The sequence below is a fragment of the Haemophilus sp. HN_Hi08 genome, from assembly GCF_049824455.1.
In the GTDB taxonomy this organism is placed as follows: Bacteria; Pseudomonadota; Gammaproteobacteria; order Enterobacterales; family Pasteurellaceae; genus Haemophilus; species Haemophilus influenzae_D.
Genome location: NZ_CP187493.1, coordinates 459,446 through 483,902, shown reverse-complemented (window position 1 = coordinate 483,902; position 24,457 = coordinate 459,446). Strand labels below are relative to the sequence as shown.

Here is a 24,457-nt window from a genome sequence, read left to right as displayed (position 1 = left end):
TTTTCTCTTAACTTTGTCTTAGTTGATTCGCTAAGTATTTTAACGAGATGAACACAGAAAGGGAAAAGAAAAGTGCGGTAAATAATAAAGATATTTTGTATTCTGTTGTTTACATACTGTAAATTATACAATACAATCATCGTAAATTTTACATTACACTATAAGGAAACAAAAATGAACAAAACTGTTGGCAGCACACTTCTTGTTGCTGGTACGATGATTGGAGCAGGAATGTTGGCTATGCCACTCACTTCTGCAGGCATCGGCTTCGGCTTTACTTTAGTCTTATTGTTAGGGCTTTGGGCATTATTAACTTTTAGCGCACTTTTATTCGTTGAACTCTATCAAACTGCGGAAAGTGATGCTGGTATCGGTACACTCGCTGAACAATATTTTAGTAAAGCAGGACGCATTGTTGCTACGGCAGTGCTAATTATTTTCTTATACGCATTAATTGCCGCTTATGTTAGTGGTGGCGGTTCACTATTAAAAGATTTATTACCAGAAAGTTTTGGCGATAAAGTCAGCATCTTATTATTTACCGTGATTTTCGGTTCATTTATCATCATCGGTACACATAGCGTAGATAAAATTAATCGCGTGTTATTTTTTGTGATGCTTGCAGTCTTTGCAATCGTGTTAATCTTAATGTTACCAGAAATCAAATTTGATAACTTAATGGCGACGCCAATTGATAACGCTTTAATTATCTCTGCAAGCCCTGTATTTTTTACAGCATTTGGTTTCCACGGTTCTATTCCAAGTTTAAATAAATACTTAGGTGGCAACGTAAAAGCATTGCGCTTCTCCATTTTGGTCGGCTCTGCCATAACACTTTGCGCTTATATTCTATGGCAACTATCCACGCACGGATTGCTCACACAAAATGAATTTTTACAAATCTTAAAAAAAGACGCCACCTTAAATGGCTTAGTAAAAGCAACCTTTGCCATCACTGGAAGCAATGTGATCGCAAGTGCGGTAAAATTATTTTCTACATTAGCACTTATCACTTCTTTCTTAGGCGTGGGATTAGGATTGTTAGAATGTATTGAAGATTTACTAAAACGTTCATTTAACGTTACAGCAGGCAGAATTTCTCTCGGTTTGCTGACTTTTATTCCACCGCTTGTTTTTGCATTATTTTACCCAGAAGGTTTTATTTTAGCACTAGGCTACGCAGGTCAAATGTTCGCATTCTATGCCGTAGTATTGCCAGTTAGCCTTGTTTGGAAAGCTCGTCGAACTCACACCAATTTGCCATACAAAGTATGGGGAGGAAATCTGACTTTAATTATCGTATTGGTATTAGGCATAACTATTACATCTATTCCATTTGCGATTCGTGCGGGTTACTTGCCATTTGTAGTAGGTTAAAAACAAACTAGAAATTTACCGCACTTTTTATCTAAAAAAGAGTAAATATTATCCTAATTAATTTAGATAAAAAGTTCAGACAAAAACTTATCGTTAATCTTATACAACAAAAAGGCTAAGTTCTAAAATTATAGAACTTAGCCCTTAAACTAAATGAAGTTCACTTCATCTATATTATACTTTCAATTATCGTCTTGTTTTCAATAGTTTTTCAGTGAGTTCATAAGCTCGAAGTTTTGCTAACTCTTTAGCAAGTTTTGCAACAAGTAAGTCGTGATCTGCATCAGATCCGTGAGATACTATATTTTCTTCTGCTTTACGTTTTGCTTCGTGAATACGATCTGCATCTAATTCACTACCTCGAATAGCAATATCTGCTAACACTGTCACAATATTTGGTTGAACTTCTAAAAAACCACCAGAAACATAGATAACTTCTTCATTCCCATCTTTAAGAGTAAATTTAACAATCCCAGGCTTAATTGCTGTTAGCAATGGCGTATGTCCGGGCAAAATACCAAGCTCCCCTTCCACACCAGTTGCCTGAATTTGTTTTACTTCACCTTCAAAGATTTTCTGCTCTGCGCTTACTATTGTTAAATTAAATGTCGCCATTTTGTTCTCCTTCAAATGACTTGAAGTGATTACATATTTTTGGCTTTTTCTAACACTTCATCGATTGAACCAACCATATAGAACGCTTGTTCAGGAATATGGTCATATTCGCCCTCTAAGATACCTTTGAAGCCACGAATGGTGTCTTTTAATGTCACATATTTACCCGGTGAACCTGTAAAGACTTCTGCAACGAAGAATGGTTGTGATAAGAAACGTTCAATTTTACGTGCACGTGCTACCACTAATTTATCTTCTTCAGATAATTCATCCATACCAAGAATTGCGATAATATCTTTCAATTCTTTATAACGTTGTAAAATACCTTGTACACCACGAGCAACATCATAATGTTCTTGACCAACTACAAGTGGATCCAACTGACGTGAAGTTGAATCTAATGGATCAACCGCAGGGTAAATACCTAAAGATGCGATATTACGACTTAATACAACTGTTGAGTCTAAGTGTGCGAAAGTTGTTGCCGGAGATGGGTCAGTTAAGTCATCCGCTGGTACGTACACCGCTTGCACAGAAGTGATAGAACCTGTTTTGGTTGAAGTGATACGTTCTTGTAACACACCCATTTCTTCTGCCAATGTCGGTTGATAACCTACCGCTGATGGCATACGACCTAATAATGCAGATACTTCGGTACCCGCAAGGGTATAACGATAGATATTATCCACAAAGAATAATACATCTCGACCTTCATCACGGAATTTTTCAGCCATAGTCAAACCAGTCAATGCAACACGTAAACGGTTACCCGGTGGCTCGTTCATTTGACCATAAACCAAAGATACTTTATCTAATACGTTAGAATCTTTCATTTCATGATAGAAGTCATTACCTTCACGAGTACGTTCGCCCACACCCGCAAATACAGAGTAACCTGAATGCTCAATCGCAATATTACGAATCAACTCCATCATATTTACGGTTTTACCTACACCCGCACCACCGAATAGACCAACTTTACCACCTTTAGCAAATGGACAAATTAAGTCGATTACTTTAATACCAGTTTCTAATAATTCCGTACTGTTTGATTGTTCTTCATAGCTTGGTGCCGAACGGTGGATAGCCCAACGTTCTTCTTCACCAATTGCTCCTTGTTCGTCAATTGGTTCGCCCAATACATTCATAATACGACCAAGAGTTTTTGTGCCTACTGGTACTTGAATTGGGTTATTTGTGTTTTCTACTTTTAAGCCTCGTTTTAAACCATCGGATGTACCCAATGCAATACAACGAACTACTCCACCACCTAATTGTTGTTGCACCTCAAGTGTTAAACCTGATTCAACTTTTAATGCATCGTAAACTTTTGGCACCGCATCTTGTGGAAATTCAACATCAATCACCGCCCCGATGATTTGTACAATTTTTCCTGCTGACATTACCGTTCCTCTTTTCTTAAATCGCTGCCGCACCGGCTACGATTTCATTCAATTCATTTGTGATACTTGCTTGACGAGCTTTGTTGTACACCAACCGCAGATCATTAATTAAATTGCCTGCATTATCCGTTGCTGCTTTCATTGCTACCATTCGAGCCGCTTGTTCTGAAGCTACATTATCTACAACCGCTTGATAAATTTGGGATTCTAAATAACGAACTAAAAGGCTATCTAAAAGTGCCTTTGGTTCTGGTTCATAGAGATAATCCCAAGTCTGTTGTCTTTCATTTAAATGATCGTTTTTAGATTCTGGTAAAGGAACTAACTGTTGCACAACAGGTTTTTGCGACATCGTATTAACAAATTTATTGTATGCAATATAAACTGCATCAATTTGACCATTACGATAAGCATCAAACATTGTATTTGCCACACCAATTAATTCTTCTAGAGCGGGCGTATCGCCTAAACCAGAAAGCTGACCTTTGATATTAAATCCAAAGGAACGGAAAAAACTAATCCCCTTTGAACCTATTAAGCCCAAATCTGTAGAAATATTTTGTTCTTTCCAATTTTTGATTTGGTTAAGCGTGGTTTTGAATAAATTAACATTTAATCCACCACACATACCACGATCTGTTGAAATAACCAAGATACCGATTTTCTTCACTTCACGCTCAACTAAGAACGGGTGTTTATAACCGATACTTGCTTTAGACACATGACTAATAACGTTACGGATAGTTTCAGAATACGGACGAGATGCAGCCATACGATCCTGCGTTTTACGCATTTTCGAGGTCGCCACCATTTCCATTGCCTTAGTGATTTTTTGTGTACTTTGTACACTGGCAATTTTGGTTTTTATCTCTTTTGCACCTGCCATCTTATCTCTCCGTTACTACCAAGCACTATTCGCTTTAAAACTATCTAAAATACCTTTTAATGTATCTTTGATTTCGTCATTATAGTTACCGGTTTTATTAAGTTCTTGCATAAACTCAGCGTGATTACGGTTAGAATAATCTAAAAGTGCGGTCTCAAAACTTGCAATTTTTGATAATTCCACGTCATCCAAATAACCAAATTCAACAGCAAACAATACAACCGCTTGTTCTGCAACAGATAATGGCGCGAATTGTTTTTGTTTTAATAATTCAGTTACTTTTTCACCGTGAGAAAGTTGCTTACGAGTCGCATCATCTAGATCTGATGCAAACTGTGCAAACGCTGCTAATTCACGATATTGAGCTAGCGCGGTACGAATACCACCCGCTAATTTCTTAATAACTTTAGTTTGCGCTGAACCACCAACACGAGATACCGAAATACCTGGGTTTACCGCAGGACGAATACCTGAGTTAAACAAGTTAGATTCTAAGAAGATCTGACCATCGGTAATAGAGATTACGTTGGTTGGAACGAATGCAGATACGTCACCAGCTTGGGTTTCAATAATAGGAAGTGCGGTTAAAGAACCTGTTTTTCCTTTCACTTCGCCTTTAGTGAATTTTTCTACGTAATCTTCATTTACACGAGAAGCACGTTCTAGTAAACGAGAATGTAAATAGAATACATCACCTGGATAGGCTTCACGACCTGGTGGACGACGTAATAATAATGAAATTTGACGATAAGCTACGGCTTGTTTTGATAAATCATCATAAACAATTAACGCATCTTCGCCGCGATCACGGAAATATTCCCCCATCGCACAACCAGCATAAGGTGCTAAATATTGTAACGCTGCTGATTCAGATGCAGATGCGGCTACCACGATAGTATTTGCAAGCGCACCATGTTCTTCTAATTTACGCACAACATTTGCGATAGTAGAGGCTTTTTGACCAATCGCAACATAGATACATTTAATACCAGAATTACGTTGGTTAATAATTGCGTCAATTGCTAACGCAGTTTTACCAGTTTGGCGGTCACCAATGATTAACTCACGCTGACCACGACCAATCGGCACCATAGAATCGACAGCTTTATAACCAGTTTGAACAGGTTGATCAACAGAACGACGATCAATAACACCTGGAGCAATAACTTCAACAGGAGAGAAACCATCGTTTTCAATTTCGCCTTTACCATCGATTGGCTGACCAAGCGTATTAACTACACGACCTAATAAACCACGACCAACTGGTACTTCAAGAATACGACCTGTACATTGAACTTCCATACCTTCCGCTAAATCTGCGTAAGGTCCCATAACTACAGCACCAACAGAATCACGTTCAAGGTTAAGTGCCATCGCATAACGATTACCTGGTAAGGCGATCATTTCACCTTGCATCACATCGCTTAAACCGTGGATGCGAATAATACCATCGCTTACAGAAACAATCGTCCCTGTATTACGCGCTTCACTGACCACGTCGAATTGAGCGATGCGTTTTTTAATCAATTCACTAATTTCAGTTGAATTTAGTTGCATCTTGTATTCCTCTTATAATTGCAACTCATTTGCGAGACGAGTAAGTTGCCCACGGCTACTTCCGTCAATCACAAAATCTTCAGTACGAACAATCACACCAGCAATAAGTGCGTTATCCACGTTGCAATTTAATTTCACTTTGCGAGCTAATCTTTTTTCCATTGCAGTTGCAATTTTTTCGATTTGTGTTGCATTCAATGGTTGTGCAGAGGTTACTTCAACTTCTGCAATAGCTTGGTGTTCCTCTACGTGATGTTTAAATTCTTCAAACACCGCAGGAATAGCACTCAAACGCTTATTTTCAGCCATTAACCGAATAAGATTTTGCCCATATTGATCCAATTGTTCGCCACAAATAGAAATTACTGTATCAGCTAATTTCTGTGCTGAAAGAGAACTACTTAAGTAAGCTTTTACCGTTTCATCTTCAGCTACGGCTGCAGCAAAACCTAACATTTCAGTCCATTTTTCGACCGCACTTTGTTCAATGGCAAAGTCGAATGCAGCTTTTGCATAAGGGCGAGCTATTGTAGTTAATTCTGACATAAGCTAAGCCTCTTATAACTCTGCAACTAATTTATCAATAATGTCATTGTTTGCCGCTTCATCAATAGAACGACCCACAATTTTCTCAGCACCAGCCACTGCCAATGAAGCCACTTTAAGACGTAATTCTTCTTGAACACGTTTACGTTCTGCTTCTACTTCTGCATAACCTTGAGCAATAATTTTTGCTTTTAGTTCTTCGGCTTCTGCCTTCACTTCGTCTAATACTTCATTGCGACGTTTATTCGCAGCATCTAAAATGTCTTGAGCTTGTACTTTTGCAGCTGAAAGTTCTTGTTCAACAAGATTTTTCGTATCTGCTTGCTCTTTTTTAGCTGCTTCAGCTGACGCTAAAGCGTTCGCAATTTGACTTTGACGAGTTTCAATCGCATTAATAATTGGTGGCCAAACAAATTTCATGCAAAACCACACGAAAAGTGCGAATGCGATAAGTTGACCAATTAATGTTGCATTTAAATTCACAACGTCCTCCTTACTATGCTTGTTTTACGTTGATAAGCAAATAAGGTGATTAGTGTAATAAACCGATGAATGGGTTTGCGAAAATGAAAAGTAATGAAATACCAACAGCAATCATTGCAATCGCATCTAAAAGACCAGCCACGATAAACATTTTAGTTTGTAAGCTAGATGCTAATTCTGGTTGGCGAGCTGATGATTCTAAGAATTTACCACCTAGAATAGCAAAGCCAATTGCAGTACCTAATGCAGCAAATGCAAGAAGAATTGATGCACCGATGATTGTAGCTGTAATTACAGTTTCCATAATTTTCTCCAATAGAAGTTAAGTTTTAGCCCTAGAGCCGGTTAATAAAAAATGATTAATGATCTGCTTTGTTATAAGCAATACTTAAATAAACAACCGTCAACATCATAAAGATGAAAGCCTGCAAGGTAATAACCAAAATATGGAAAATAGCCCAAGCAAGATGTAACGGAATCCCTAATGCTGCAATGGCCATATTAGCGGAATACATCACAGCGATAAGAATAAAGATCAATTCCCCTGCATACATGTTACCGAATAAACGGAAAGCAAGTGAAATTGGTTTAGCCAATAAAGTCACCGTTTCAAGAATAAAGTTAACAGGAATAAACGCCCAATGATTGAATGGATGAAGCGTATATTCTTTAACTAAACCTTTGAATCCTTTAGATTTTATTGTGTAGAAAAGAATTAAAAAGAAAACACAAATGGACATACCCAAAGTTGCGCTAATATCTGCTGTCGGCACTGCACGAAGATAATGAATACCGAACAAACCTGCAAATTGAGGTAAGAAATCAACAGGAATTAAGTCGATAGCATTCATGATGAATACCCAACAGAAAATTGTTAATGCAAGTGGCGCAACTACGTTACGTGGACCATGAAAATTTTCTTTCACGATTCCATTAACCCATTCCACAACAATTTCAACTAAGCATTGCATTTTTCCTGGAACGCCAGTTGTTGCTTTTTTTCCTACTCGAGAAAAAACAAATAGGAAAATAACCGCAGCAAGAATAGAAAAGAACAACGTATCTATATGAACATTCCAAAACCCATCCCCTGTTTTGAGAAAGGATAAATGGTGGCTAATGTATTCCGATGTTGTTTGTCCAGACATAATAAACCCTTAGTACAAGTATAAAAATCAAATTCGGCGAAGCAAAAATGGAACTAAATTATTCAACATTAATGCAATAAAAAAACCACTAAAAAAAATAATAAAATTTGTAACCGAAAAGTATTTAAATGAAATACTAATAAAAACAATGGTTAAAACAAATTTTATTGCTTCTCCTTTATAAAGTGCGGTCAATTTTGTGGCTAAATGTTGTTTTCTATAAAAAACCACATACACAAAAACACCGAAAGGAATTAATGCCGAAAGAAATCCGAATAAAAAATCAAACGCACTTTTCATTTGCCATAAAGCAAAAAAACAAGCCAATAGCAGCATAATGACTATTTCAATAAAAATAGCTTTTTGATACTGAACTTTCGCTTGTTGTACAATTCTCGACATTTTTAAAACCTTAAAACGTTCTAATTATACATTTGATGAAATTAGATTCAACTTAAAAAGCACTGAAAAACGTTAACTAAATCACACTTTTAGAAATTTTTTACTAAATTGTAACTATTTAACGTAAAACGATTAAATGTCGTTCGCCTATAAGTTCAGGAACAGATAATTCAATCACTTTTTGAATAGTATATTTTTTATTCAATTCATTAATTTCATCTTCCTGATAAATCCCTTTTAATGCATAAAAATATCCATTTTCTTTTGGTAAATGATGACACCAATCTGTCATATCTTTTAGTGAAGCAAAAGCACGACTTAATACACCATCAAATTTATCTTCAGGTTGATATTCTTCTACTCTACTTAAAACAGGGGTTGCATTAGTAAGTCTAAGCTCACGTATAGCATTTCTAATAAAACTAATACGCTTACCTAAACTATCAAGGAGGACAAATTGTTTGGAAGGATTAATAATAGCTAAAGGCAGGCCTGGCAAACCTGGGCCAGTTCCCACATCAATAAAACGATCACCTTGTAAATAAGGACTTACTACAAGACTATCTAAAATATGTTTGACTAACATTTCTTGTGGATCACGAACCGACGTCAAATTATAAGCTTTATTCCATTTATTGAGTAAATTGACCAGATCAATCAACTGCTGAATTTGTTGATCGCTTATTTTTATATTTGCTTGCACAAGTAAACTGACTAATTTGGCTTTCATATTTATTATCTCTTTGGAAAATTGCGCTATTTTACTTAAAAGTGCGGTAGATTTCCTTAATGTTTTTAGTAACTTGATGGATTATTTACTAAATCAATATCCATTTTTATACCATAAATTGAATAAGCATCCGCATAATTCATTTCAAAGACTTCAATTGCTTCTGTTCAAGAACCAAAGAATGAATGTTCACTAAAAAATAAGTTTGTTCTGCTTCAGGAATGGAAAATGGCATTAATTTGAGTAAATCTTGATGAATAGCTAAAACTTGTGGAAAAACGACCGCACTTTGAATTTCTTCTAGCATTTCTGAATAAAGCGGAGAAACGCAACCTCCCCGTTCTATCCGACCTAAACTGCAAGCAATATGCAGCAGCATAAAATCCACTTGAGGCGTATTCACATCCGCTTGCCAGTAATTGGCTAAACGAGCTCGTAAACGAAATATCACATCAATAATAGATTGATTTATTTGCTTGCGAATTTTCCAACGTTCTAATTGCTTAAATAACCGCATTTGTTTTTGTTAGTTCAAAATTTGTTCATTAATTTACCGCACTTTACTAAAATAAAACAGTGCATAGATCACAGTTTTGTAGCAAAATGGTAAAAAACTTGTAAGGATGTAAAAATGTTAGATTACAAAATGTTCAATCCATATGAAGGATTGATTTTTGATATGGATGGAACTTTAATTGATACAATGCCCGTGCATGCACAGGCTTGGACGATGGTGGGAGAGCGATTTGGCTATGAATTTGATTGCCAAATTATGTATAACTTAGGCGGGGCGACGGTTAAAACTATTGCAGGGGAAATGATGAAAGCGGCGAATATGCCATTAGATAGAATTGAGGATGTGCTTGCTGCAAAACGTGAGTTGTCTTATCAACTTATACCAACTCAATCAAAGTTATTACCAACCTTTGAAATTGTTAAATATTTTCATCAGAAAAAGCCAATGGCTCTAGGTTCTGGCTCACACCGTAAAATTATTGATATGTTGATGGATAAACTGGCTATTGCACCTTACTTTAATGCCATTGTCAGTGCAAACGATGTAAAAGAGCATAAACCACACCCAGAAACCTTTTTACGCTGTGCTGAATTAATTCAAGCAAATCCAAGTCGTTGTATTGTATTTGAAGATGCTGATTTAGGTGTGCAAGCGGGATTAAATGCGGGAATGGATGTGTTTGATGTTCGCACGCGAGAAATTATTTCGCCAAGATAATGGATATTTTTTCATTTTTTAGTGCTGATTTTTGGCAGGCTAATAGCTTATGCCTTATGTTTATCAGCGCGTTTTTGAGTGCAACAGTATTACCAGGTAATTCAGAAGCTATATTTGTTGCGCTTGCTGTACCTAAATTAGTGTTGGGATCTTTATTTAGTACAGATATATTGGCACTCGTTTTTTTCGCCACGCTTGGCAATGGATTGGGGAGTTTAACTACTTACGGGATTGGGCGATGGATACCAAAATTCGATCCCAAAAATTACCGCACTTTATGGGCAATAAATCAGCTACGGCGTTATGGGGCGATTGCTTTACTTTTGAGCTGGCTACCTGTCATTGGCGATTTATTTTGTGCCATAGCTGGTTGGTTAAGATTAAATTTTGTAGCGAGTAGCCTCTTTATCTTTTTGGGAAAAATGGTTCGTTATGTTGCGTTATTATTTTTTAGTACGCCATTCTTATTATAAAATGCGCAAGAAAAAACCCCACAATAAATGTGGGGAAAATAACCTAAGGAACCAATTTTATTAAAACAACTGCAAGTTGCTTGCACTATAAGACTAAGCCTTTATAAGAAAGTTCAAAGTTTTTTAAAAATTTTCAAAATAAAAATTTTTGTATAAAAGAAACCCCACAATAAATGTGGGGCAATAACCTAAGGAACCAATTTTATTAAAACAACTGCAAGTTGCTTGTTCTATAAGACAATGAACCTTACTATAAAGTTCATTAAAATTTGTAAAAAAGAAATATTTATTCAAATTATTTCTTAACCAACTGATTTACAAGGGAAATTTATGCCATTACTTGATAGTTTTAAAGTGGATCACACAAAAATGAACGCGCCTGCAGTACGCATTGCAAAAACGATGCGCACGCCAAAAGGCGATAATATTACTGTTTTTGATTTACGTTTTTGTATTCCAAACAAAGAAATTCTTTCCCCAAGAGGTATTCATACACTTGAACATTTGTTTGCTGGATTTATGCGTGATCACTTAAATGGCGATAGCATAGAAATTATTGATATTTCTCCGATGGGATGTCGTACTGGATTTTATATGTCTTTGATTGGCACACCAAATGAACAGCAAGTGTCTGAGGCTTGGTTAGCTTCAATGCAAGATGTTTTAGGTGTACAAGATCAATCTGCTATTCCCGAATTAAATATCTATCAATGCGGAAGCTATACGGAACATTCCTTAGAAGATGCACACGAAATTGCCAAAAATGTTATCGCACGTGGTATAGGGGTAAATAAAAATGAAGATTTGGCACTCGATAATTCCTTATTAAAATAGAAAGACGCTTGATTAACCTAAAAAAGTTAGTAATAAAAACGCACTTTCTACAAAGTGCGTTTTATTTTTAGAAACGATTAATTAGCAGTCTTGTTTGCCATAAGCATCTTGGCGAAGAATGTGACGAACACCTTCATCAAATTCTGCTAATACGCGATCTGCATCTTTTGGATCTTTACCGCGCGCATCCAAGTAGAATTTAATTTTTGGTTCAGTACCTGAAGGACGAGCAATTAAGCGTCCGCCATTTTCCAAGTTAAATACAAGGATATCGCTTTGACGATCTGTTTTAGTATGGTCGATAAATTGTGCCACTTTCACGCCAGCGATTTCTGCTGGTGGATTGTTACGAAGTGCGGTCATTAATTTTCCGATTTCTGAAAGATCGCTGACTCGAATAGAGATTTGTCCACTCACATAAGCACCAAATTCTTTGGTAAATTCATCCGCATAATCCGCTAAAGTTTTGCCTTGTTTTTTCAAGTTACGCACAAGATCTAAGAACACGATTGCCGCAGAAATACCGTCTTTATCGCGTACTTTGTCTGGATCCACTAAATAGCCTAATGCTTCTTCAAAACCAAACAATAAGCCAGATACTTTACCGATATATTTGAAACCAGTTAAGGTTTCTTCTGATTGGAAACCGTATTTTTTCGCAATTTCAGCAAGTGCAGGAGAAGAAACAAGTGAGCAAGCCAATGTGCCTTGTTTTCCTTGATATTGTTTTGCTAAGTACCACCCTAAGAAGCAGCCAACCACGTTGCCGTGTAGTGATTTCCAGTTGTCTTGCGCATCAGGCACAGCAACGGCTAAACGGTCTGCATCTGGGTCATTAGCAATGATAAATTCAGCATTCTTTTCTTTTGCCACTTTAATTGCTAAATCTAACGCACCTTTTTCTTCTGGATTAGGGAAGTTCACGGTTGGGAATGTGCCATCTGGCCAAACTTGATCTGCCACTACGTGAGGTTGTGGTAAGCCTGCTTTTGCTAACGTTTTACTTAAAACTTCATAGCCAACACCGTGCATAGCAGTATAAACATAGTTAATGTCACAAGCTGGCTCTTTAGCTAATGATGCTGTTTTTGCAATGTACGCATCTACCACTTCATCATTTAACACCACATAATTATCGCTACGTGGTAAATCTTGGATATTGCCAGCCGCAACTTTATCAATTAATGCTGCGATGTCTTTATCTGCTGGTGAAACGATTTGACCGCCGCCATTTGCTTTACCTAAATACACTTTATAGCCGTTATCTTCTGGTGGGTTATGGCTTGCTGTTACCATTACACCAGCAGTGGTATCAAAATATTGGATCGCATAAGCTAAAACTGGAGTCGGTAATTTGCGAGGTAATAAATAAGCTTTTACGCCTGCACCCGCCATAATTTCAGCAGTGTCACGAGCAAATACATCAGAGTTTTTACGACCATCATAACCAATGACGATAGATGGTTCTTTATCGTAACCTTTTAAATATTCCGCTAAACCACCAGCAGCTTGAGAAACTAAAACTCGGTTCATCCCCATTGAGCCAGCTTGTAAACGGCCACGTAAACCAGCCGTACCAAATTGTAAGCGACCATCAAAACGTGCGTGCAATTCTGCTTCTGCCGCTTTATCTCCGCCTTTTGCTGCATCTAAAAGTGCGGTTAATTCTGCACGAGTTTCTGCGTCAGGATCTTGGTTTAACCAATGTTGTGCAACCTCAAAAAGTGTTGTCATAGCGTTATCCTTATTCGTTGAAATAAATAAAAAAATCGCCGTTAGACTAGCGGAAATCTCACAAAATGAAAACGGCTAATTATTAATTTTTTGATCTACTTAACATTTTTTATTCACGCAATCGATTATCTGAGCTAATTTGGGAACGCTATTTGTATCGTAGGAATTTGTTTGAAAAATTCGCTATAATATCGCCCCAATATTTACGGCAAAATTTAACCGCACTTTAAGGATTTTCAATGTCATCCCAACCTCGTTTCGTCCATCTTCGCACGCACACAGATTTTTCGATGATTGACAGTATTGTCAAAGTGAAACCTTTAGTGAAAGCCTGTGCAGCTAATGAAATGGTCGCAATGGGATTAACGGATTTTACTAATTTTTGTGGTGTGGTGCGTTTTTATGGCGAAATGCTTTCTTCGGGTATGAAGCCTATTATCGGGGCTGATGTAAAAGTAAAAAGCACATTGTGTGGCGATGAATACTTTGATCTTACTTTGCTGGCTAAAAATAATGAAGGCTATAAAAATATTACTTTATTGTTATCAAAAGCTTATCAGCGAGGTTATAACGATTTACCTTATATTGATCAAGATTGGTTAATTGAACATCGTGAGGGCGTGATTATTTTATCAGGGGGAACGCAAGGCGATGTGGGTAAAAAATTGTTGAAAGAAAACGTAGCCGAAATTGAAAGTGCGGTCGCTTTTTATCAAGAATTTTTTGCTGATCATTTTTATCTTGCACTTACGCGTACTGGCAAACCAGATGAAGAACGTTATATCCAAGCAGCATTAAAATTAGCTAAAAGTCATGGATTGCCTTTGGTGGCGACGAACGATGTGATGTTTTTGAAATCTGATGATTTTGAGGCTCATGAAATTCGCGTAGCGATTCACGATGGCTATACTTTAGACGATCCTAAACGTCCGAAATATTATACCTCACAGCAATATTTCCGCAGCGAAGACGAAATGTGTAAGCTGTTTGCTGACATTCCTTCCGCTCTTGAAAATACTTTATTAATTGCGCAACGTTGTAGTGTCACTTTGCGTCTCGGTCAATATTTCTTACCTCAATTTCCAACTGGCGATTTAAGTACAGAAGATTTCTTAGTACAAAAATCCAAAGAGGGCTTGGAAGAACGTTTAGCTTTTTTATTCCCTGATGAAAAAGTGCGGTTAGAAAAAAGACCAAAATATGATGAACGCTTGCAGGTTGAGCTGGATGTGATTAACCAAATGGGATTCCCAGGTTATTTCTTAATCGTAATGGAATTTATTCAATGGTCTAAGGATAACAATATTCCTGTTGGACCAGGTCGTGGTTCTGGGGCGGGTTCATTAGTGGCTTACGCACTCAAAATCACGGATTTAGATCCGCTAGAATTCGATTTACTTTTTGAACGTTTCTTAAATCCAGAACGTGTGTCTATGCCCGATTTCGACGTGGATTTCTGTATGGATGGTCGCGATCGCGTGATTGAACACGTTGCAGAAACTTATGGTCGTGGAGCGGTATCACAAATTATTACCTTTGGTACGATGGCAGCAAAAGCGGTTATTCGAGATGTGGGACGCGTATTGGGGCATCCTTACGGCTTTGTGGATCGTATTTCTAAATTGATTCCTCTAGATCCGGGTATGACGCTTGCCAAAGCATTTGAAGCCGAGCCGCAATTACAGACTGCTTACGATAGCGATGAAGAAGTACAAGCGTTGATTGATATGGCACGTAAACTGGAGGGCGTAACCCGTAATGCAGGTAAACATGCAGGTGGCGTGGTCATTTCGCCAACCTTAATTACTGATTTTTCACCACTCTATTGTGATAATGAAGGCTTACATCCAGTTACTCACTTTGATAAAAATGATGTGGAATATGCGGGGCTTGTGAAATTCGACTTCTTAGGCTTGCGTACTCTCACTATCATTAAATGGGCATTGGATATGATTAATGTTCGTATGGTGCGTGAAGGCAAGTCTCGAGTAGATATTGCCGCCATTCCACTTGATGATCCTGAATCTTTTGAATTACTTAAACGTTCCGAAACCACCGCCGTGTTCCAGTTGGAATCGCGTGGTATGAAAGATTTGATCAAACGCCTGCAACCTGACTGTTTTGAAGATATTATCGCATTGGTAGCATTGTTCCGTCCTGGCCCGTTGCAATCGGGCATGGTAGATAACTTTATCGACCGTAAACATGGGCGAGAAGAAGTATCTTACCCTGACGCAGAATATCAACATGAAAGCTTGAAACCTATTCTTGAGCCGACTTACGGCATTATTTTGTATCAAGAACAAGTGATGCAAATTGCGCAAGTGTTGGCTGGTTATACATTGGGTGGAGCAGACTTATTGCGTCGAGCGATGGGGAAAAAGAAACCAGAGGAAATGGCAAAGCAGCGTTCTGTGTTTAAAGAGGGGGCGGTAAAAAACGGTGTGGATGGTGAGCTTTCCATGAAGATTTTCGACTTGGTGGAAAAATTTGCTGGCTATGGTTTTAATAAATCTCACTCCGCTGCTTATGCCTTGGTGTCTTACCAAACCCTTTGGCTCAAAACCCATTTCCCTGCGGAATTTATGGCTGCAGTGATGACATCTGAAATGGATAATACGGATAAAATCGTAGGTTTGTACGACGAATGTTTGCGTATGGGCTTAAAAGTAACGCCACCAGATATTAATGTCGGCAAGCACCATTTTAGCGTCAATGAACAAGGCGAAATTGTATATGGTATTGGCGCGATTAAAGGCGTGGGGGAAGGTCCGATTGAAGCACTTGTGACGGCAAGAAATGAAGGGGGGATTTTCAAAGATTTATTCGATTTATGCGCTCGTGTAGATTTGAAAAAAATTAACCGCCGCACCTTTGAAAGCCTAATTATGTCGGGTGCCTTTGATAAATTAGGCCCACATCGCGCCGCACTTTCTAAGAATTTAGAAGATGCGCTTAGAGCTTCTGATCAACATGCGAAAGATGAAGCAATAGGACAAACAGATATGTTCGGCGTGCTGACTGAAACCCATGAAGACGTAGAAAATGCCTATGCTAATACACCACCTTACACTGAAAAACAAATTCTTGATGGCGAACGAGAAACCTTGGGGCTTTATTTAAGCAGCCATCCTGTTAGCCGTTATTTGAAAGAACTTTCCCATTACACATCGACGCGCTTGAAAGATCTTGCACCAAATCGCCGTGGACAAATTAGCACTGTGGCGGGATTATTGGTCTCATCACGAATTGCAATCACAAAAAAAGGCAATCGCTTAGGCATTGCTACATTAGACGATCGTTCTGGTCGCTTAGATTTAACATTATTTGGCGAAAGCCTAGAGCAATTTGGTGAGAAGTTACAAAAAGATACCGTTGTGGTTGCATCAGGGCAAGTGAGCTTTGATGATTTTTCTGGCGGATTAAAAATGGCGGTGCGAGAGTTAATGACCTTAGACGAAGCACGTTCTCGTTATGTCAAATCCTTAGCTATTAGTCTTTCTGAGCATCAAATTACACCAAGTTTCATTAAACAACTTAAAGCATTACTTGAGCCAGTGAGTGGTGGAACCTTGCCGATTAACGTGTATTATCAAAGTCCGAAAGGTCGTGCGTTGTTACGTTTAGGCGTGCAATGGTCAATTATTCCAACAGATGAAATTCTGACGGAATTGGTGAATTTACTTGGCGAAAGTGCGGTGGAATTAGAGTTTGAATAAGACAAAGGCGTGAAAAATATCACGCCTTTTTTATAAGATTAACGTAAGAAATAACGATAAGATTTGCTTTCTGTTACATCTTCAAAAACATAATTGAGTTGGGCAAGTATCTGTTCAAATTCTGCTTGTTCGTGTTCTTCAATTTGGAAACCAGCAAGGATATTTCCATAGTCCGCACCGTGGGCACGATAATGGAATAATGAAATATTCCAACGATTTTGCAAGGTTTCCAAGAATTTTAATAACGCACCTTTTTGCTCTGGGAATTCGAACGTATATAAGCGTTCATTATCATTGGCTGCACGACCACCCATTAAATAGCGAACATGCGTTTTCGCAATATCATCATCAGACATATCCTCAACATCAAAACCATTTTTAGTGAGGTCTGCAATAATATCTGCTTTTTCTTGCTCATTTGTCGTTCTTACCCCAACAAACACGCAAGCACGTTTATCATCTGCATAACGATAACTGAATTCGGTTACAGCTCGGTTACCTAATACATAAGCAAATTTTAAGAAACTACCGGGTTGTTCAGGCATGGTCACGGCTAATAAAGCTTCTCGGTTTTCGCCAATTTCACAACGTTCAGATACATAACGTAAGGTGTGGAAATTCAAGTTCGCGCCAGACAAAATTGCCGCCATATTTTTGCTTTCAATATGGTTTTGTTTCGCATATTTTTTCAAACCAGCTAAACCTAATGCACCTGATGGTTCAGCAACAGCACGAACGTTCTCAAACAAATCTTTCATTGCTGCGCACACTTCATCACTATCGACCAGTACCATATCATCAAGATATTGTTGGCATAGGCGAAATGTTTCGTCGCCAATGCGTTTTACGGCAACACCATCTGCAAATAATCCAACATGGGTTAAATCTGTTGGTTCGCCTTTATCGAGAGCGGCTTTTAAGCATGCAGAATCCTTTGATTCTACGCCGATAATTTTAATTTCTGGCATAAATTGCTTAAGCAAAATTGCTACACCCGCAGCTAAGCCACCACCGCCGACTTGTACAAACACATAATCCAAATCTGCCACTTGTTGTAGCATTTCCATTGCTAATGTGCCTTGCCCTGCGATCACTAATGGATGATCGAATGGAGGAATAAATGTCATATTTTTTTCTTTTGAAAGCTCAATAGCTTTTGCTTTGGCTTCATCAAAATTAGCACCGTGCAACAACACCTCGCCACCAAAACCACGCACTGCATCTACTTTAATACTTGGCGTATTTTGTGGCATAACAATTAATGCTTTTAAGCCTAATTGTTTCGCTGATAATGCCACGCCTTGAGCATGGTTACCCGCTGATGCCGCTATCACGCCCGCTTCTTTTTGTTCTGCTGAAAGGCTAGAAATCATTGCGTAAGCACCGCGTAGTTTAAAACTATTTACGGGCTGACGATCTTCACGCTTGATCCAGATATTATTGTGCAGTCGTTCAGAAAGTTTTCCCATTTTTTGTAAAGGGGTCACTTGCGCTGCTTCATATACGCGTGAACCAAGTTTAACAATGGCACTGATATAATCTGATTGAGAAGGTTGAGGATTGGTGAGTAGATTTTTCATAGTATTTGTTTTTATGATGAAGTGCGTTGGTTTTTCCTTTGTTTTATCCCCCTCTTATGAAAGAGGGGAAACCGTTAAATTATTTTAATAATGTTTTATCGCGTACCGCACCTTTGTCCGCTGAGGTGGCAAAGTGACCGAATACTTTCAATGCGAAAGATACTTCACGTTCACGGTGAGCTGGTTGCCAACCTTTTTGATCTTGTCCAGATCTGCGTGCTGCGAGTTCTTCATTACTGATTTCTAAGTTAATTGCACGGTTTGGAATATCGATGTTAATAATGTCGCCATCGCATACTAAGCCTATTGCACCGCCAGAAGCAGCTTCTGGTGATGCGTGTCCAATAGACAAGCCTGATGTACCACCAGAGAAACGGCCATCCGTTAATAAAGCGCATTTTTTGCCCAAGCCCATAGATTTTAAGTAACTGGTTGGGTATAACATTTCTTGCATACCTGGTCCACCTTTAGGGCCTTCGTAACGGATAACAACGACATGACCTTCTTTGACTTTGCCACCCAAAATGCCTGCAACCGCATCTTCTTGGCTTTCAAATACGATAGCAGTGCCTGTGAATTTCCAAATAGATTCATCTACGCCTGCGGTTTTAACGATACATCCATCTTCAGCGAGATTACCGAATAATACGGCTAAGCCACCTTCTTGTGAAATCGCATTTTCTTTATTGCGAATACAACCGTTTACACGATCATTATCGACGCTATCCCAGCGGCAATCTTGTGAGAATGCTTGAGTTGTACGGATACCAGCAGGGCCTGCACGGAAGAATTTATGTAATTCTTCATCTTGATTGCGAATAATATCGTATTGGTCTAGTTGTTCCCCCATACTCATTCCAAGCACGGTGTGTGTATTTTTATGAATTAATCCAGCGCGATCTAATTCACCCAACAATCCCATAATGCCGCCTGCACGGTGTACGTCTTCCATATGGTATTTATTGGTGTTTGGTGCAATTTTGCTTAAACAAGGCACTTTGCGCGATAAACGGTCAATATCTTCCATTTTAAAATCTACGCCTGCTTCTTGTGCTGCCGCTAATAAGTGTAAAACAGTATTACTTGAACCACCCATCGCGATATCTAAGCTCATAGCATTTTCAAAGGCTTTAAAAGTACCGATTGAACGAGGCAATACGCTTACATCATCTTGTTCGTAATAACGTTTGCAAAGCTCAACAATTTGACGCCCTGCTTTTAAGAATAATTCTTTACGGTCAGCATGGGTCGCCAACATAGAACCATTGCCTGGTAAAGATAAACCTAAGGCTTCAGTTAAACAGTTCATAGAGTTTGCGGTAAACATACCAGAGCAAGAACCACAAGTTGGGCAAGCGCTACGTTCAATGACATCAATACGTTCATCTGACACATTCGGATCGGCCGCCTCAATCATCGCATCTACTAAATCTAAGCGGATTAACTGATCAGAAAGTTTAGTTTTGCCAGCCTCCATTGGGCCGCCTGAAACGAAGATAGTTGGAATGTTTAAGCGCATTGCTGCCATCAACATTCCCGGAGTGATTTTGTCACAGTTGGAAATACATACCATCGCATCAGCACAGTGCGCATTGACCATATATTCCACGCTATCAGCGATTAAATCACGGCTTGGTAAAGAATAAAGCATTCCACCGTGTCCCATCGCGATACCATCATCCACCGCAATAGTGTTAAATTCTTTTGCTACGCCGCCTGCTTTTTCAATTTCTGCGGCAACAAGCTGTCCCATATCTTTTAAATGCACATGCCCAGGTACGAACTGAGTGAAAGAGTTCACCACCGCAATAATCGGTTTACCAAAGTCATTTTCTTTCATTCCTGTTGCACGCCATAAGGCACGTGCGCCTGCCATATTACGACCTTGTGTGCTGGTCGCTGAACGTAGTTTTGGCATAAATAATCTCTCCGAGTAAAATTTTGTTAGAGTAGCGTGCAATGCCTTGCACTTAATTCTTATTTTATTTCGTTTACATCTGGCAATTTTGCCAACTGATTCACTAATAGATCTAAAGTGCGGTCAGATTTTACAGTGATTTTTAACCGCACTTGGGTTCCAATGAGTATCATGTCCATTGTTGTAACGGTAAACCCGCGGTGGCGTGCTACGCGTAAAATGCGTTCTAGTACTTCAGGACGATGGCGAGCGACGAGTTCAAGTTTATATTCATTCATTAATTCATATCCTCTACCATATCCGCATTACATTCATCAGGTGGAATACATACTTGTAATAAATAGGCTGTTTTGCTGTTTAATAATCGGTTGAGTGCCGCATCCACATCATCAGCTGACTCAATACGTTCTGCAGGAATACCGAACGCATTAGCAAGCATCACAAAATCTGGGTTGTCGTCTAAAATGGTTTCACTGCGACGTTTATTCCAAAATAAATCCTGCCATTGACGAACCATACCTAAGCGTTGGTTATCCAATAGCAAAATTTTTACAGGTAAATCGCCGCGTTTGATAGAACCCAATTCTTGGATATTCATCATAAGCGAGCCATCGCCCGTAACCAAAATGACTTCATCTTGCGGGCGTGCTTTTTTTGCCCCCACAGCAGCAGGTAAGCCAAAGCCCATTGTGCCGAAACCTGCCGATGTAATTTATGGATTTCTGCTGCATCAATATCACAATGAATCACTTTGGCATGAGGTGCAAAAGTATCGAGTTTACCAGTTACACGATCGTCAAAACGAGCACCGCATACAAGTAATAAATCGCTTTCTTGCACGGCAAAATTAGCAGCTTTTGTGCCATGCATACCAATCATTCCCATATACACATCATCATTTGGATTAATTGCATCTAAACCTGCATCATAAAGGGCATCGTAGGTTGGCATGATTGCACCGCCTGGATAGCCGAAAAGAGTCGTGACATGGTGTGCTTTCAGGCACTCCATGATGAGTTGTACACCTGTCATTGTGTTTGTTTCCTGTTGTTTTTATTTTGGGATAAGTTCAGCATTGTAGCGAAATTTCGAGTCATTGGTAGGGCTTGGCGCGAAAAAAAACGAAAAAAGTGCGGTGAAAATTGGCTTGCTTTGAATGTTTATGTTCTTTTTATTAAAAAATTCATTAATTTTTACCGCTCTTTTGGCTTATTTATTGACTGATGATTAGATTTCATTATATTGAAACTCTTTTCATTTTTTACATAGGATAATTTATGGCTCACTCAGCCCCAAAAGCACAAAAGCGTGAGACTTTTTCTGGTCGTCGTGCATTTATTCTGGCAGCAATTGGTTCTGCCGTTGGTCTTGGTAATATTTGGCGTTTTCCTTACACCACTTATGAAAATGGCGGTGGCGCATTTATTATCCCTTACCTTATTGCATTACTAACCGCAGGGATTCCTCTTTTATTCTTAGATTATGCAATTGGTCACCGTCATCGTGGTGGCGCGCCACTTTCTTATCGTCGTTTTAGCTCGCACTTTGAGGTGTTTGGCTGGTGGCAAATGATGGTAAATGTCATCATCGGGTTATATTACGCGGTAGTATTAGGTTGGGCAGCAAGCTACACATATTTTTCTTTCACTGGCGCGTGGGGCGATAAACCAATCGATTTCTTCATCGGCGAATTTTTAAAAATGGGCGATATTAAAAACGGTATCAGCTTTGAATTTGTTGGTATGGTAACCGCACCATTAATTGCTATGTGGATTGTTGCCTTAGGCGTACTTTCTATGGGCGTCCAAAAAGGAATTGCTAAGGTATCCTCCGTATTAATGCCAGTGCTTGTTGTGATGTTTATGGCACTTGTGATTTATTCCTTATTCTTACCCGGCGCAGCAAAAGGTTTAGATGCATTATTTACACCAGATTGGACAAAATTATCCAATCCAAGTGTATGGATTGCGGCCTATGGGCAAATCTTCTTCTCTCTTTCTATCGGCTTTGGGATTATGGTGACTTACGCCTCTTATCTTAAAAAAGAATCCGATTTAACGGGAAGTGGCTTGGTTGTAGGTTTTGCTAACAGTAGCTTTGAAGTGTTAGCGGGTATCGGTGTATTTGCAGCATTAGGTTTTATTGCAACAGCGCAAGGTCAAGAAGTCAGCGAAGTGGCAAAAGGCGGAATTGGTTTAGCATTTTTTGCGTTCCCAACTATCATCAACAAAGCACCATTTGGCGAAGTGCTAGGCGTGTTATTCTTTGGTTCATTAACCTTTGCGGCATTGACTTCATTCATCTCAGTTATCGAAGTAATTATTTCCGCAATTCAAGATAAAATTCGTATTAGCCGTGGGAAAGTGACATTCATCGTAGGTGTACCGATGATGATAGTTTCTGTCATCTTATTCGGCACGACAACAGGCTTACCAATGTTAGATGTGTTCGATAAATTCGTAAACTATTTCGGTATTGTTGCCGTAGCATTTGCGTCTTTAATTGCGATTGTGGCAAATGAAAAACTCGGTTTATTGGGTAATCACTTAAATGAAACTTCATCTTTCAAAGTGGGTTTCTTCTGGCGTTTATGCATTGTATTAACGAGTGGTGTTTTAGCATTTATGCTTTTCAGCGAAGGAGCAAAAGTCTTCTCTGAAGGTTACGAAGGTTATCCAAACTGGTTTGTAAACACCTTTGGTTGGGGGATGTCGATTAGCTTACTTATCGTGGCATTCTTCCTTTCTCGCTTAAAATGGAAAAGCGAAACCAAATTAACGATTGATGAAACTAAAGGAGAATAAAATGACTACTGGCGCAATTATTATGATGATCATAGCCCTTACCTTATTGTGGGGAGGATTAATTTACGCATTGCTTCGCTTACCGAAAGAAAACTAATCCTAAAATTAACCGCACTTTTATCTGTATCTAAAAGTTGGGCTTATCCGCCAGCTTTTAGGTACGATTTTATGGATAAATATTATTCTAGTATCTTAAGTAAAATAACGAGTTTTTGCTTTACCGCACTTCTAATCTTTAATAAAACCAAATTCTCCGCTTTCATCCATTTTTAAAATTGATGCGTAATTTTTTCGCCAATCTCCTAATACAATTCGGGTAAATCCTGCTTGTTGATGAATCGCCTCACGGTGTGTGTGTCCGTGAATTAATAAATTTACATCAAACTCTTGTACTTTTTCTGTCGTGAAGGCTTGATTTATATCCATAATTTCCTGTGATTTCGCTTGTTTATCTTGATTACTCTTTGCTCGAATTTTCTCCGCAATTTTCAACCGCACTTTTAATGGCAAGCACAAAAACAAACGCTGCAGCCATTTTTGATGCACTCTACGGCGAAATTGTTGGTAAGCCTCATCATCAATGCAAAGCGTATCGCCATGACAAAGTAAGATTTTTTTATCATAAAGTGTGATTAATTGATAATCAGGAAAAAGCTGAACACCTGTATCTTTCGCAAAACGTTCGCCAATCAAAAAGTCTCGGTTGCCGTGCTGAAAATAACATTGCACACCTTGCTCGCTTACCGATTTAATTAAATCTTTCACTTGTTGAATCAATATAGACTGCTCGTCATCACCAATCCAAAAATCAAAAAGATCACCTAAAATGTAAAGCCGTTCAGCCTGTGGTGCAAGATTCTGCATAAAATCGACAAAAAGTGCGGTCAATTCTGGCTGAGTTTCGCTTAAATGCAAATCAGAAATAAAATAGCTATGTTTCATAAAAATTCCACGATTTTTGTTTAGATTAGCACATATTGAGATCGAATTTGCTATACTTTAACGAAATTTTGT

The 24,457-nt window shown here is 38.6% G+C and carries 23 protein-coding genes and 1 pseudogene; 7 read left to right on the top strand and 17 right to left on the bottom strand.

The genetic code is table 11. The features are described 5' to 3' along the window. Nucleotides 1-174: 174 nt before the first annotated feature. Nucleotides 175-1,377, top strand: a complete 1,203-nt coding sequence (locus ACPT8O_RS02425; RefSeq protein ID WP_021034458.1) for an aromatic amino acid transporter — start codon at nt 175-177, stop codon at nt 1,375-1,377. A 186-nt stretch (nt 1,378-1,563) separates the two neighbouring features. On the opposite strand, the gene ACPT8O_RS02420 is transcribed toward ACPT8O_RS02425, so the two are convergent. From ACPT8O_RS02420 to ACPT8O_RS02370, 11 genes are all read right to left on the bottom strand, one after another. Next, entirely contained in the window at nt 1,564-1,992 is a 429-nt protein-coding gene (locus ACPT8O_RS02420; protein ID WP_021034459.1) for a F0F1 ATP synthase subunit epsilon, read from the bottom strand. Nucleotides 1,993-2,021: 29 nt separating this feature from the next. Continuing rightward, nucleotides 2,022-3,395 (bottom strand): F0F1 ATP synthase subunit beta, encoded by a 1,374-nt coding sequence (gene atpD / locus ACPT8O_RS02415; protein ID WP_021034460.1) that lies wholly within the window; start codon nt 3,393-3,395, stop codon nt 2,022-2,024. Between the two features lie 16 nt (nt 3,396-3,411). Beyond that, entirely contained in the window at nt 3,412-4,281 is an 870-nt protein-coding gene (gene atpG / locus ACPT8O_RS02410; RefSeq protein WP_021034461.1) for a F0F1 ATP synthase subunit gamma, read from the bottom strand. 15 nt (nt 4,282-4,296) lie between these two features. Next, nucleotides 4,297-5,838 carry a F0F1 ATP synthase subunit alpha gene (gene atpA, locus ACPT8O_RS02405; protein WP_005686966.1) on the bottom strand — a complete coding sequence of 514 codons (1,542 nt, stop codon included), beginning with the start codon at nt 5,836-5,838 and terminating at the stop codon, nt 4,297-4,299. Between the two features lie 12 nt (nt 5,839-5,850). Continuing rightward, a complete protein-coding gene (gene atpH / locus ACPT8O_RS02400; protein WP_021034462.1) occupies nt 5,851-6,384 on the bottom strand; it encodes a F0F1 ATP synthase subunit delta in 534 nt (177 codons plus the stop codon). Between the two features lie 12 nt (nt 6,385-6,396). Then, nucleotides 6,397-6,867, bottom strand: a complete 471-nt coding sequence (gene atpF / locus ACPT8O_RS02395; protein WP_005649414.1) for a F0F1 ATP synthase subunit B — start codon at nt 6,865-6,867, stop codon at nt 6,397-6,399. A gap of 49 nt (nt 6,868-6,916) precedes the next feature. Further along, complete coding sequence (gene atpE / locus ACPT8O_RS02390) at nt 6,917-7,171, bottom strand: F0F1 ATP synthase subunit C (RefSeq protein ID WP_005629249.1); 255 nt, start codon at nt 7,169-7,171, stop codon at nt 6,917-6,919. A gap of 55 nt (nt 7,172-7,226) precedes the next feature. Next, entirely contained in the window at nt 7,227-8,015 is a 789-nt protein-coding gene (atpB, locus tag ACPT8O_RS02385; protein WP_005629251.1) for a F0F1 ATP synthase subunit A, read from the bottom strand. A 27-nt stretch (nt 8,016-8,042) separates the two neighbouring features. Beyond that, nucleotides 8,043-8,417, bottom strand: a complete 375-nt coding sequence (locus ACPT8O_RS02380; protein ID WP_005686968.1) for an ATP synthase subunit I — start codon at nt 8,415-8,417, stop codon at nt 8,043-8,045. A 118-nt stretch (nt 8,418-8,535) separates the two neighbouring features. Continuing rightward, the gene (gene rsmG, locus ACPT8O_RS02375; RefSeq protein WP_021034464.1) at nt 8,536-9,147 is read right to left on the bottom strand and encodes a 16S rRNA (guanine(527)-N(7))-methyltransferase RsmG; all 612 of its coding nucleotides are present in this window, start codon (nt 9,145-9,147) and stop codon (nt 8,536-8,538) included. Between the two features lie 139 nt (nt 9,148-9,286). After that, entirely contained in the window at nt 9,287-9,664 is a 378-nt protein-coding gene (locus ACPT8O_RS02370; RefSeq protein ID WP_005649419.1) for a PRD domain-containing protein, read from the bottom strand. 114 nt (nt 9,665-9,778) lie between these two features. Between ACPT8O_RS02370 and ACPT8O_RS02365 the strand changes: the two genes are divergently transcribed. From ACPT8O_RS02365 to luxS, 3 genes are all read left to right on the top strand, one after another. After that, a complete protein-coding gene (locus ACPT8O_RS02365) occupies nt 9,779-10,381 on the top strand; it encodes a beta-phosphoglucomutase family hydrolase (RefSeq protein ID WP_005649420.1) in 603 nt (200 codons plus the stop codon). Continuing rightward, nucleotides 10,381-10,854, top strand: coding sequence for a YqaA family protein (locus tag ACPT8O_RS02360; protein ID WP_021034465.1), 474 nt, complete (start codon nt 10,381-10,383; stop codon nt 10,852-10,854). Before ACPT8O_RS02365 ends, ACPT8O_RS02360 begins: the two co-directional genes overlap by 1 nt. Before the next feature lie 330 nt (nt 10,855-11,184). Beyond that, the gene (gene luxS / locus ACPT8O_RS02355) at nt 11,185-11,688 is read left to right on the top strand and encodes an S-ribosylhomocysteine lyase (RefSeq protein ID WP_021034466.1); all 504 of its coding nucleotides are present in this window, start codon (nt 11,185-11,187) and stop codon (nt 11,686-11,688) included. A gap of 81 nt (nt 11,689-11,769) precedes the next feature. Here the strand turns inward: luxS and ACPT8O_RS02350 are convergent, their stop codons facing one another. Further along, nucleotides 11,770-13,422 (bottom strand): phospho-sugar mutase, encoded by a 1,653-nt coding sequence (locus ACPT8O_RS02350; protein ID WP_021034467.1) that lies wholly within the window; start codon nt 13,420-13,422, stop codon nt 11,770-11,772. Nucleotides 13,423-13,661: 239 nt separating this feature from the next. Here ACPT8O_RS02350 and dnaE point away from each other — a divergent pair, with 239 nt between their 5' ends. Further along, complete coding sequence (gene dnaE, locus ACPT8O_RS02345) at nt 13,662-17,141, top strand: DNA polymerase III subunit alpha (RefSeq protein ID WP_041175248.1); 3,480 nt, start codon at nt 13,662-13,664, stop codon at nt 17,139-17,141. Between the two features lie 38 nt (nt 17,142-17,179). Here dnaE and ilvA read toward each other — a convergent pair whose 3' ends face one another. From ilvA to ACPT8O_RS02325, 4 genes and pseudogenes are all read right to left on the bottom strand, one after another. Further along, nucleotides 17,180-18,721, bottom strand: coding sequence for a threonine ammonia-lyase, biosynthetic (gene ilvA, locus ACPT8O_RS02340; RefSeq protein ID WP_021034469.1), 1,542 nt, complete (start codon nt 18,719-18,721; stop codon nt 17,180-17,182). Nucleotides 18,722-18,800: 79 nt separating this feature from the next. Beyond that, nucleotides 18,801-20,639, bottom strand: a complete 1,839-nt coding sequence (gene ilvD, locus ACPT8O_RS02335) for a dihydroxy-acid dehydratase (protein WP_021034470.1) — start codon at nt 20,637-20,639, stop codon at nt 18,801-18,803. 59 nt (nt 20,640-20,698) lie between these two features. Next, complete coding sequence (ilvM, locus tag ACPT8O_RS02330) at nt 20,699-20,917, bottom strand: acetolactate synthase 2 small subunit (RefSeq protein WP_021034471.1); 219 nt, start codon at nt 20,915-20,917, stop codon at nt 20,699-20,701. Beyond that, nucleotides 20,917-21,635, bottom strand: a pseudogene (locus ACPT8O_RS02325) (thiamine pyrophosphate-dependent enzyme); the annotation flags it as partial. The gene ilvM and the pseudogene ACPT8O_RS02325, both read right to left, overlap by 1 nt. A 281-nt stretch (nt 21,636-21,916) precedes the next feature. On the opposite strand from ACPT8O_RS02325, the gene ACPT8O_RS02320 reads away from it, so the two are divergent. Continuing rightward, nucleotides 21,917-23,443, top strand: a complete 1,527-nt coding sequence (locus tag ACPT8O_RS02320; protein ID WP_021034475.1) for a sodium-dependent transporter — start codon at nt 21,917-21,919, stop codon at nt 23,441-23,443. A 1-nt stretch (nt 23,444) separates the two neighbouring features. Continuing rightward, on the top strand, nt 23,445-23,540 hold the full coding sequence (locus tag ACPT8O_RS02315) for a methionine/alanine import family NSS transporter small subunit (protein WP_005648534.1): 96 nt from the start codon (nt 23,445-23,447) through the stop codon (nt 23,538-23,540). A 131-nt stretch (nt 23,541-23,671) separates the two neighbouring features. Here ACPT8O_RS02315 and lpxH read toward each other — a convergent pair whose 3' ends face one another. Beyond that, nucleotides 23,672-24,385: a UDP-2,3-diacylglucosamine diphosphatase gene (gene lpxH / locus ACPT8O_RS02310; protein WP_021034477.1), complete on the bottom strand. Its 714-nt coding sequence runs from the start codon at nt 24,383-24,385 to the stop codon at nt 23,672-23,674. Nucleotides 24,386-24,457: the final 72 nt, after the last annotated feature.